Source organism: Frankia tisae (genome assembly GCF_025403405.1).
Taxonomy (GTDB): Bacteria; Actinomycetota; Actinomycetes; order Frankiales; family Frankiaceae; genus Frankia; species Frankia tisai.
The window spans coordinates 1-9,996 of sequence record NZ_JANEZT010000254.1 but is presented as its reverse complement, the minus strand read 5'-3'; the positions used below and the strand labels follow the sequence as shown (position 1 = coordinate 9,996).

Here is a 9,996-nt window from a genome sequence, read left to right as displayed (position 1 = left end):
GGGCGCGGGCAGTTGCAGGAGGTTAATCCCGGCCCGCGTGCCCGCAACCGCCATCAACCTCCTGCAACTACCCGCGCCCCACCACCACCACCGGGAACGGAATCAATCCCCGCCCCTCAGATCAGCACGGCTCGACGCCCCGGTTGGAACGAGCCCCCCGGCGGCTGCCTCACCGGCCATCGACTCCACTCCCCGACGGATCCAGATCAAGGAACTCCGCACGGACCACCCCATGATCACAGCCAGATGCGCGTCCTAGCTGGGACGATGCGCCAGCCAGGCGGGCGAGAGAGCCAGAGCCGTCAGAGCCGTCAGTCAGTGCCGGGACGCGAAGTGGGCGAGGAGCCCCACCGGGGCGTCGGGCGCGATGGCCGAGGCGATCGCCTCGCCGGCGCCGGCGGCGGCCTCCACCGACCTTGGCAACGTCGCGTTCTCGTAGGCAAGAACGGCGGCGTCCAGGTGGTCGGCGCTGGGGTCGCCGGCGTGGGCAGCGATGGCCTGGGCGAGGTCGGCGCCGTCGAGCATCGCGAGGTTGGCCCCCATCCCGGAGAACGGGGACATGAGGTGCGCCGCGTCGCCGAGAAGCGTGAGGCCGGGGGTGTGTGGCCAGGTGTGCGGGACGGGCAGGGCGTGGAGGGGCCGGTTGACGAACGGGCCGTCGTTGTCGGTGATCAGTGTGAGCAGGGACGGGCTCCACCCGGTGAACTCCGCCAGCAGGGCCGCGCGGACACGTTCGGTGTCGGCGAGGTCGATGCCAGCCGTCTCGTACCAGTCGAGCTCGGTGCGCAGCGCGATGTAGACGCGGATGTGGCCGCCGCTGTTGCGCTGGGCGATGAGCCCGCGGTTGGCGTGCAGCGCCATCATCATCCCGTGCCCGGTGAGGGCGGCGGCGTGCGGATGGCGCCGGTCGGCGTCATCGAGGTGCGCCTCGACGAACGTGACACCGGTGTACTCCGGGACGGCGCCGCCGAGCAGCCCCCGGACCCGGGACCAGGCCCCGTCCGCGCCGATGACCAGGGTGTGGTCGGCGGACGTGCCGCCTGCGAAGTGGAGCCGGTGGGCGCCGCCGCCGAGCGGCTCGATGTCGGTCACCCGGTGGGCCCACCGGACCGTGCCAGCGGCCAGGGAGTCCAGCAGCAGCGTGCGGAGCTGGCCGCGATCGATCTCCGGGGCACCGTCCTCGGGCGCCGTGTCGGGGACCATGTCGAGCAGCACGCCGGCGTCGCGGCCGAGCACCCGCACCTGCTGCCCCTCCGGCCGGGACAGTGCCCGGAACGCGTCGAGCAGCCCGGCCGCGGCGAGCGCGACCTGACCGGAGTCGGCGTGCATGTCGAGGCTGCCGCCCGCGGGACGGGCGTCGGCCGTGGCGTCGAGATCGTAGACGGTGACGGCGATGCCGTGGTTCTGCAGGACCCGAGCGCAGGTCAGGCCGCCGGGACCGGCTCCAACGATGGCGATGGCGATGGGCGCGGCTTCAAGCGATGAGTTCATGATCGTTACTCCCGTGTGGACGGGGAGAGGAGTGCGCGGGGCGGGTCCGAACCCACGGGCCCGCCATCCTCCGGACACACCCAGAAAAGCAGAACCAATCAAAAAGTGCAACGGATACAGTTTTAGATCCGTTCCACCCTGCGCTACCGTGACGGCATGGACCAGACGACGCCACCGCCGGGACGCCGCGAGCGCAAGAAGGCCGCCACCCGTCAGGCGCTGGCCGACGCGGCGCTCGCCCTGTTCCTGGCGCGCGGTTTCGACGCGGTCGGCGTCCGCGAGATCGCCGACGCGGCGGACGTGTCGGTGACGACGCTGTTCAAGCACTTCCCCGAGGGCAAGGTGGCGCTGCTGTTCGACGAGGACGCCGACCGCGAGGCCGCCCTCGTCGCCGCCGTCCGCGACCGCCCGAGCGGCCAGCCGATCCCCCGGGCACTGCGCGACCACCTCGGCAGCGCCCGCGACGCCGCCCGGCGCGCCGACCCACGCCTGGACGACTTCCGCGCGCTGGTCGAACGCACCCCCGAGCTACGCGAGCACTCCCGCCGGATGTGGCTGCGCCACGCGTCCGCCCTCGCGTCCGCGATCGCCGAGGCCAGCGCGCTGCCCGCGGACGACCCCGCCTGCCTGGCCCTCGCCCACTTCGCCCTGGCGTCCACCGGCCTCGCCATCACGAGCACCGCCACCGACACCGACAGCGACCGCGCGCTGGAACGGATCTTCGCGCTGCTCGAACATGGCTGGACGGCCGTGGCCGCCTCCCCGCCCGGCCCGGCGTGATCCACCGCCGGGCCGCCCCGAAGCCCCGGCTTCGCTTCACGCCTCTGCCGGGGTGGTCTCGGAGATGCGGGCAGTCTCGACAATGCGGGTGGTCTCGACAATGCGGGTGGTCTCGGAGATGCAGGTGCGGAGCCAGGTGTGGGTGGGGTCGGCGTCGTGGCGTGGGTGCCAGAGCTGGCTGACGCGGATCCCTTTGAGCGGGACAGGGATCGCGAATACGTGGAGTCCAAGGGGCTGGGCGTGCCGGGCGGCCAGCAGGGCGGGTGCCACCGCGACCAGGTCGCTGTCGAGAAGCGTGAGCAGGGCGGCCAGGACGGTCGGGACGGACGCGACGACCTTCCGGTGCAGGCCGCGGGCCGCCAGCAGGGTGTCGAGGGGGCCGGTGAGCTCGCCCTGGTCGGAGATCTCGAGATGGTCGGCGCCCGCGAGATCTTCGGCGGTGACAGGTGAGGCGGCGAGCGGATGGCCGGAGTGGACGATCCCGACGAGCTGATCGCGCAGCAGGCCCTGCCCGCGTAGGTCGGGGTCTCGGCGGGCGTTGACGCGCAGTTCCAGGTCGGCGAGGCCCTCGCGCAGGGCGGCACCGTGGCCGCGGGCGGGGTCGGGTGCCAGGAAGCGGACGGTCACGCCGGGGGCGTCGGCCCGTATCCCCGCGAGAAGCCGGCCGGGCAGCAGCGCCAACGCCACATCGTCGGCGAGGACGGCGAACGAGCGGCGCAGGGTGCTGACCTCGTCGGCCGCAGCGGTCCCGGCAGTCAGTAGCCGTGCCTCCTGCACGAGTGCGTGGACCCGGGGTCGCAGCGCCAGAGCCCTGGCGGTGGGCGTCAGTCCCCGGCCCGAGCGGACCAGGAGGGGATCATCGAGGGCTCGCCGCAGCCTGCCGAGGGCCCGACTCGTCGCCGGGATGGACAGGTGCAGCTCCCGGGCGGCGGCGCTCACGCTGCCCTCCTCCAGGACGGCGTCGAGGACCACCAGCAGATTCAGGTCGACCGACATGGTTTGCATCTGGTGACAATATCCCCTGCGATACTTTCACTATTCGTGGCGCCAGTCCGTTCCTAGCGTCGGAGCCATGACCACACCGACAACCGCCCGGGCCGGCCATCCGGGGCCGGCCCGGGCGCCGCGGCGGCGGCCCCGGATCCTGCTGGTGACCTGCTGCTCGGCCCTGTTCATCACCAGCCTCGACAACACGATCGTCAATGCCGGCCTGCCGACCATCGGGCGTGACCTGCACGCCCGGGTGTCCGGCCTGCAGTGGATCGTGGCCGCCTACACGCTGGTGCTGGCGTCGTTAACGCACTGTCGACCATCACCGGGGTGTTCGTCGAGCCCCGCGAACGGGCCAGGGCGATCGGCGTCTGGGCGGCCGTCTTCGGGGCCAGCGCGGCGGCCGGCCCGGTGGCCGGTGGTCTGCTGATCGGCACACTCGGCTGGCGCTGGGTGTTCTGGGTCAACCTGCCGATCGTCGCCGCCGCGTACGGCCTGTCGGCCGCCGTGATGCCCGAGACGCGGTCACCGGACCCGCGTCGTCTCGACGGGGTCGGCCAGGTTCTCGTGGTGGCCGCGTTGGCGCCGTTGACCTACGCGATCATCGAGGGGCCGTCCGCGGGTTGGGGTTCACCCGGGGTGGTGTTGTCGGGAACGGTGGGCGCGGTCGCCCTGGCCGCGTTCATCGCGGTGGAACGCCGGCGGGCCCAGCCGCTGCTCGACGTGCGGCTGTTCGCCAACCCCCGCTTCGCCGGGGCCGTCGGCATCGCGGTGCTGGCCTTCATGATTCTTTCCGGCTTCCTGTTCCTGAACACGCTCTACCTGCAGGACGCCCGCGGCGATGCCCCCGTCACAGCCGGCCTGCTGGTCTTGCCCGCCACCGCTGTCATCGTGGTCGTGTCGCCGCTGACCGGCCGGCTCGTCGCCCGCCGTGGCCCCCGTATCCCTCTCACCGCCGCGGGAATCGCGCTCACCGCCGGTCCACTCGTGCTCGTCCACGCCGCCGCGACAGCGCCCTACTGCCAGCTTGCCGTCGGCTACCTGCTTCTCGGTATCGGCTTCGGACTCGTCAACCCGCCGATCACGAACATCGCCGTGGCCGCGATGCCCGCGGCACGGGCCGGCGTCGCGTCCGCCGTCGCCACCAGCTCACGCCAGATCGGCAACGTCCTCGGCGTCGCCGTCGTCGGCTCCCTCGTCACCCTCGACCATCCCCACGTCGGCTGGTATCTGCTGGCCGGCTGCGGAGCAGCCATCCTCACCACCGCCCTCGCCACCACCCCCCGAAACACGTTGCAGGTGCAACAGCCTGCCGGAGCAGCTCGATCACCCGCAGGTTGACGGTGCGAGCGCGACCCCGGGGCCGGGTTCGAGTTCGACCCCGGCCTCGGGTGCCCGCTCGACGGCATCGCGCGGCTGGTGAGCTGATCCCGGCTCGTTGACGCGGTGGTGATCACCATTCGGCTGGTGATCACTGCTCGTAGGATGCAGGAGCGTGACATTCCGCGCGTGAGGGGGAAACGGTGGCGGCGGGCGAGGACCACGGTCAACCAGCACCTGCGCCGGCGGACTTCTTCGGCGGCACCCCCTCGACGCAGGACTTCTTCGACGATCTCTTCGGCTCGAAAACCTCGGGTGGCGCGCGGCGGGGCCAGGACGCCTACGCCGAGGTGCCGGTCCCGGCGATGGCCGCGGCGATCTGCTGGTGACCCTGCAGGTCGTCCTCCCGACCGCGGCGACCCCGGGGATCCGCCCGGTCCTCGAACAACTGCGCGCGATCCTCGACGATCCGCGCCGCGACCTCGTCGCGACGAGCCGGCCTTCCCCGTCGTCTGAGTGCCGACCGCGTGGGCGTCGCCGGATTTCCGGGATACCGCCGCCAGTCGTGGGACTCGGGCGCACGGAGGTGGCGCCGGCGTGTGACGATGGAGGGGACGTCGGGTCCGGGTCGGCGGCCCGCCTGTCGGGGCGTCCGGCGTTCGTGGGAGCGGGAGGGTGGCATGTCGCAGCGACGTCCACCGGCCGCGAACCCTTTCGAGTCGAAGCTGTCGGCCTTTCTCGTCCAGCCGGACGGCACCCGCGCGCCGTTGCCCGCGGCGCTCCGCTTCGACCGGGCCGATCCGTTCGCCGTCAGCCTGCGGCTGCGGACGAGCACCGTGCAGACGGTCACCTGGACATTCGCCCGCCAGCTCCTGATCGACGGCACCCGGCGGCCGACCGGTGTCGGCGCCGTGGAGGTGCGACCGGCGTTCCACGACGGGGTCCGGCTGCTGGTCCTGTCGCTGAAGTCGGCGTCCCGGCACACCGAGGTCCAGCTCCGCCACGAGCAGGTCATCGCGTTCATCAACGACACACTGACGGTGGTTCCCTCCGGCGAGGAGGGTGCCCACGTCGACTGGAACGCCGAGCTGGACAGGTTCCACGACGGCGGTTCCTAGCCCGCGTCCCCGATCCCGCCGGCGACCGGGTTGCCGCGACCGCCCGCCGACCCGAGCAGCTCGACGATCTTGTCGCCGAGTACGGCGAGGCTGTCGTGCCGCTCCGGCTCGACGTGACCGATCCGGCGGCGGCACGCGCCGCCCTCGCGCAGGCCGCGTCGCGGCTGGGCCGGCTGGACGTCATCGTGAACAACGCGGGCTACGCCAACGTGTCGCCGATCGAGACCGGCGACGACGCGGATTTCCGCGCCCAGTTCGAGACGAACTTCTGGGGCGTCTACCACGTCTCGAAGGCCGCGATCCCACTCCTGCGCGCGCAGGGCGGCGGGCTCGTGATGCAGTTCTCGTCCGTGGGCGGGCGCGTCGGGGGATCGCCCGGGATCGCGTCCTACCAGGCGGCGAAGTTCGCCATCGACGGCTTCAGCCGGGTCCTGCGGGCCGAGACCACACCGTTCAGCGTCAGAGTGGTCGTCGTGGAGCCGAGCGGCTTCCGCACCGACTGGGCCGGGGCTTCCATGACCGTGCACGAGATTCCCGCCGAGTACGCGAGCACCGTGGGAGTCCTGAACTCGCGGGTGCGCCAGAGCGAGTCCGGTCCCGCGGGCGATCCGGCGAGGGCGGCGGAGATCCTCGTCGCCGTGGCCAGGCGCCGCGACCTCCCCGAGCACCTGCCGCTGGGCGTGAACGCCGCCGAGGGGTCGATCGCGCTGGATCGCCGCCTTCTGGCGGCGGACCTCACGTGGCGTGAGGTGAGCCGCTCGGCCGACTTCGCCGAGCCGTACCCGGTCGAGTTCCCACCGGACTCCGTGGACTGAGCGTCAGGATGGCCCGTCGGCCGAGGACTCCAGCACGTGGCTCGCCGCTCGACCTGGCCGGTTGGCCGGTACGGAGCGGCGAGCCGGCAGGAACCCACCCGGCTGCTATCCGCGAATCGGCGCCCGACGTGGGCGCTGGGCGGCCACGCCGGCATCACCCGCGCAGGACGGGCAGTGACGGGAGTACACCTCCACCGGATTGCCGACACAATCAAACGACACGATGACGTGCCCCGTCAGTGGACCTCCGCAGCTCCCGCAGTGGGTGCGATCGATGCACCCACCATCGGTCTCCTTTGCTTTCACGGTTCGACTCCCTTCGACGGGCCGCCGGTCGCCGGTGACGGCCGGCGGTACTCCGAGCGGGACTGGATGATCATCGTGCAGCGAGCCCGCCGACGACGGCGGCGACAATCGGTTGAACCTCAATCCCTCCCAACCGAGCGGCGAGGAGGATTATAATGATCACTACCGTCGGCGCCCTCCAGTGGTCGGTGTTGAGGCGTACAGTCAGACTTGCGAACATGGGTTCCCTTCCGTGATTCGCGCGGGGCCGCTGCGGGGCGTTTCGGGCTGAGCAGCGGCCCCTTTGCTGTGCCGACACGATCTGCCGTCCGGCACCTTCACATCGAGTCCGGCGCTACATATGGCTCACCTTCCCTCCCGGTCCTCGTGCTCCTGTCAACAAGGATGCGGGAGCCCCAAATGCCCTGGCAAGAGCGTTGCCGGGACGTGCACAAGGTCGGTCTCCCGACGTCCCTCGACAGGCACGGGCGCGCAGGCGTGGGCAGCTACGCCCGCCGCATGAAGGCCGGGTACGATCATGGCTGTGCATCAGTGCGCGAGAACGTGCATCCGCGTGCACCAGCGTGCAAGCAAGCAGATCCCGCCGGCCCGTTTCCCAGCCCCACCCGAACGTAGGTAGACGCCATGGACCACCTGGACCCGTCGGCGATTCCGACACGCCATCACCCGACCGGGGCGGTGTAGTCAATGCCTGTGGACCCGGCCCTGGCAGCATTGGCGAGTGCACTGCTCGACGCCCGCCTGAGCGCGCAGGACGATCTCACGAAGGAAGGGTTCGCAAAGCGCGCGGGGCTCGGCCGCAATACCGTTGAACGGATCTTCAAGGGCATACAGGTCCCCACCCGGAGTCAGGTCCACGCGATCGCGAGAGCCTGCAATGTCAACCCCGCCAGCTTCGACAGGCTCTACGAAGAATTGCAACGCTCACGAATGGTCGCCGGAATCCAAACGGCGCCGGAGCAACGGGAAGTCGACGGGCAGAGCGAGTCACTGGTAATCCAGTACCACGACAACACCGAGGCCTTCTACACCGCCGCGGCGGCCGCGGTGCAGGCGGCGACGGAGCAGATCCGCGTCACCTATATTCGGCAACATCCACCGACTCGGTACGCGAGCCTGGCCGCGCGGAACTACTTCGCGACGGTGCTCGACTGGGCCGAGCCGGCCGCAACCCCGTCCGGCTCGGGAGTCGGGACGGCGGTCTCGGCCTCCCGATCGGTCCGGCGGATCATCGGGCTCCCCATCGGGGCCGACGGCAAGCCGGGCCGAGAGTTCCTGAACTGGCTGCGCGCGCACAACGAGGAGGTCCGGGAGATCACGGCCTACGAGGCGAATGTGCTCGAATGGACCCCAGGCGTCGACTGGATCAACATGGCGCTCATCGACGACTCCGTCACGTTCCTCACGTTCTCCGGCGCAGGCGCGCAGCAGTTGAAGGGGCTGAGCTCGGAGAGCCGTCGTTTCCTCACGCCCTACGCCGAGTTCTTCGAGCGCGTGTGGCAGCACACCACAGCGCTGGACGAGTATCTCCGCAACAAAGACGCGACCGCCTGACGGGCGAACAGGTCAAGCACGCGGCCGGCGGAGCCACCGTTTCGTGCCCGTGATCCGCCGCAGCGGCTCACGCCGCGAGGGAACGGGCAGGTCGTATCGGTGCGCCAGGTCCACCAGAACCAAATTCGCATTGTACATTTCAAACACTCCGGCGAGCAACCGTCGATACGGATCCTCGACGATCCCCAGCTCAAGGTCGTGGAAGATCTCCTGCCAGGCCACGTCGGGCCGGTGATAGTCGATATTCGGACGCTGTTCCCGGGGATACTCCAGCCGGGACAACACCTGATCCGCCGCCGCGGACGAGGTGTAGATCCTGGCCACTTCCCGCCGCAGCAGCTCGATGTCATCGGGACGGAAGGTTCGGTCGACCGCCGGCCGCATACTTTCATCCCTCGAGCCGTAGACCAGAACCTTCTGATGGCCGCTGATCGCCTGCGCCAGCTCCGTCGCCCGCAGCCGGACGTCCACCAGCTCCTCCCGTCCGACGAACGGCAACCGCCGCCCGATCAGCCTGCGCACGTATCGCGCCGACTGCCCGAGCATCGCCACGACGTCCTGCCGGACCTGGCCGACGTCCACATCCCCACCGCCGTCCCTGCCGGCAGCGTCGCCATGGCCGTCGCCATGGCCGTCGGCGGTACCCGCGGCATCCGTTCGCAGTGTCGACATCTGTTCGATGGCTCTCAGCAGTTGATGCGCCGCGAAGAGGTCCGGATGCCGATTCCAGACCGCTCGTTGAACGCCCACGGCGGCGGCCAGGAAAAGTACGTACGCCTCCATGGCAACGAGCACTCTGAACATCGTTACCAGGGGAACGTCGCCGTGAGACCTCGCGAAGTCCCGCAGGAGCACGCCCTCCGCTGTCAGCAGAAATCCGATCGACAGCACAGCGAAAGGCACGATCAGCATCAGCCGGGTACGGACGACGATGCGATCGCAGCGGGCCACGACGCCGACGACCCGCTCGGCCGGCAACAGATCCGGCCGCGCTGCGAGCGCACCCGCGACCCCGGCCACCCTCGTGCGAACCCGACGCTGCTGCCGCTGCCGCTGCCGCGTCCTTCGAGGCCGCGCCGAGGCGAACGGGACGAGAAGAATGCTGCCGGCGAGCAGAACGGGTGCCAATCCCATGAGCGACAGCCCAAGGGACACCGACGTCGCTCCGATGTCCGCAGCGTGAGAACCGACAGGAATCCCGGCGATCTTCCCCTCCCCGGCCAGGCAGCGGAGGATCACTGTACGCGGCACGGTTTCCACGTGAGCCTCTACGGGCGCGCAGACGGCGAAGGCCCCACTGTCCCCCAGCATCGCGATCACCGAAGACGATCTCCCTCGGCGACCCGGACGCCGGCTCGTCACGGGCATCGTCCGGCCACCACTCCTTGAGATGACCGGGACTGCTCACCCTCTCGCCGACGACCTCGGGCGACGCCTCGATGTAAATCTCGCGCTCAACGGCGTTACGATCACCCACCGTCCGGACGGGCACCCCAGCCGCCCGAACCCACCCGCTAGGCTGTAGGCACTCGGCGCTCCGGCACTGCCGGAGGCCCGGGGAGCAGACCAGGGGGCGGTAGCTCAGCCGGTTAGAGCAGCGGACTCATAATCCGTCGGTCGTG

The 9,996-nt window shown here is 70.5% G+C and carries 9 protein-coding genes; 6 read left to right on the top strand and 3 right to left on the bottom strand.

Annotated features, from left to right (window positions below; genetic code table 11):
- Positions 1-315 precede the first annotated feature (315 nt).
- Positions 316-1,491, bottom strand: a complete 1,176-nt coding sequence (locus NBZ85_RS21495) for an FAD-dependent oxidoreductase (protein ID WP_261558653.1) — start codon at positions 1,489-1,491, stop codon at positions 316-318.
- A 156-nt stretch (positions 1,492-1,647) separates the two neighbouring features.
- On the opposite strand from NBZ85_RS21495, the gene NBZ85_RS21490 reads away from it, so the two are divergent.
- The gene (locus NBZ85_RS21490; RefSeq protein WP_261558652.1) at positions 1,648-2,271 is read left to right on the top strand and encodes a TetR/AcrR family transcriptional regulator; all 624 of its coding nucleotides are present in this window, start codon (positions 1,648-1,650) and stop codon (positions 2,269-2,271) included.
- Positions 2,272-2,307: 36 nt separating this feature from the next.
- On the opposite strand, the gene NBZ85_RS21485 is transcribed toward NBZ85_RS21490, so the two are convergent.
- Positions 2,308-3,267, bottom strand: coding sequence for a LysR family transcriptional regulator (locus NBZ85_RS21485; protein ID WP_261558651.1), 960 nt, complete (start codon positions 3,265-3,267; stop codon positions 2,308-2,310).
- Between the two features lie 261 nt (positions 3,268-3,528).
- Here NBZ85_RS21485 and NBZ85_RS21480 point away from each other — a divergent pair, with 261 nt between their 5' ends.
- The 5 genes from NBZ85_RS21480 (at position 3,529) to NBZ85_RS21460 (ending at position 8,374) form a co-directional block, all read left to right on the top strand.
- Complete coding sequence (locus tag NBZ85_RS21480) at positions 3,529-4,602, top strand: MFS transporter (protein WP_261562483.1); 1,074 nt, start codon at positions 3,529-3,531, stop codon at positions 4,600-4,602.
- Between the two features lie 182 nt (positions 4,603-4,784).
- The gene (locus NBZ85_RS21475) at positions 4,785-4,970 is read left to right on the top strand and encodes a hypothetical protein (protein ID WP_261558649.1); all 186 of its coding nucleotides are present in this window, start codon (positions 4,785-4,787) and stop codon (positions 4,968-4,970) included.
- A gap of 291 nt (positions 4,971-5,261) precedes the next feature.
- Positions 5,262-5,699: an SsgA family sporulation/cell division regulator gene (locus NBZ85_RS21470; protein ID WP_261558655.1), complete on the top strand. Its 438-nt coding sequence runs from the start codon at positions 5,262-5,264 to the stop codon at positions 5,697-5,699.
- Positions 5,657-6,514 carry an SDR family NAD(P)-dependent oxidoreductase gene (locus NBZ85_RS21465; protein WP_261558654.1) on the top strand — a complete coding sequence of 286 codons (858 nt, stop codon included), beginning with the start codon at positions 5,657-5,659 and terminating at the stop codon, positions 6,512-6,514. The genes NBZ85_RS21470 and NBZ85_RS21465 overlap by 43 nt, the downstream gene beginning before the upstream one ends.
- 993 nt (positions 6,515-7,507) lie before the next feature.
- Positions 7,508-8,374: a helix-turn-helix domain-containing protein gene (locus NBZ85_RS21460; RefSeq protein WP_261558648.1), complete on the top strand. Its 867-nt coding sequence runs from the start codon at positions 7,508-7,510 to the stop codon at positions 8,372-8,374.
- 12 nt (positions 8,375-8,386) lie between these two features.
- Here NBZ85_RS21460 and NBZ85_RS32760 read toward each other — a convergent pair whose 3' ends face one another.
- On the bottom strand, positions 8,387-9,394 hold the full coding sequence (locus NBZ85_RS32760; RefSeq protein WP_261562482.1) for an effector-associated domain EAD1-containing protein: 1,008 nt from the start codon (positions 9,392-9,394) through the stop codon (positions 8,387-8,389).
- Between the last annotated feature and the right edge of the window lie 602 nt (positions 9,395-9,996).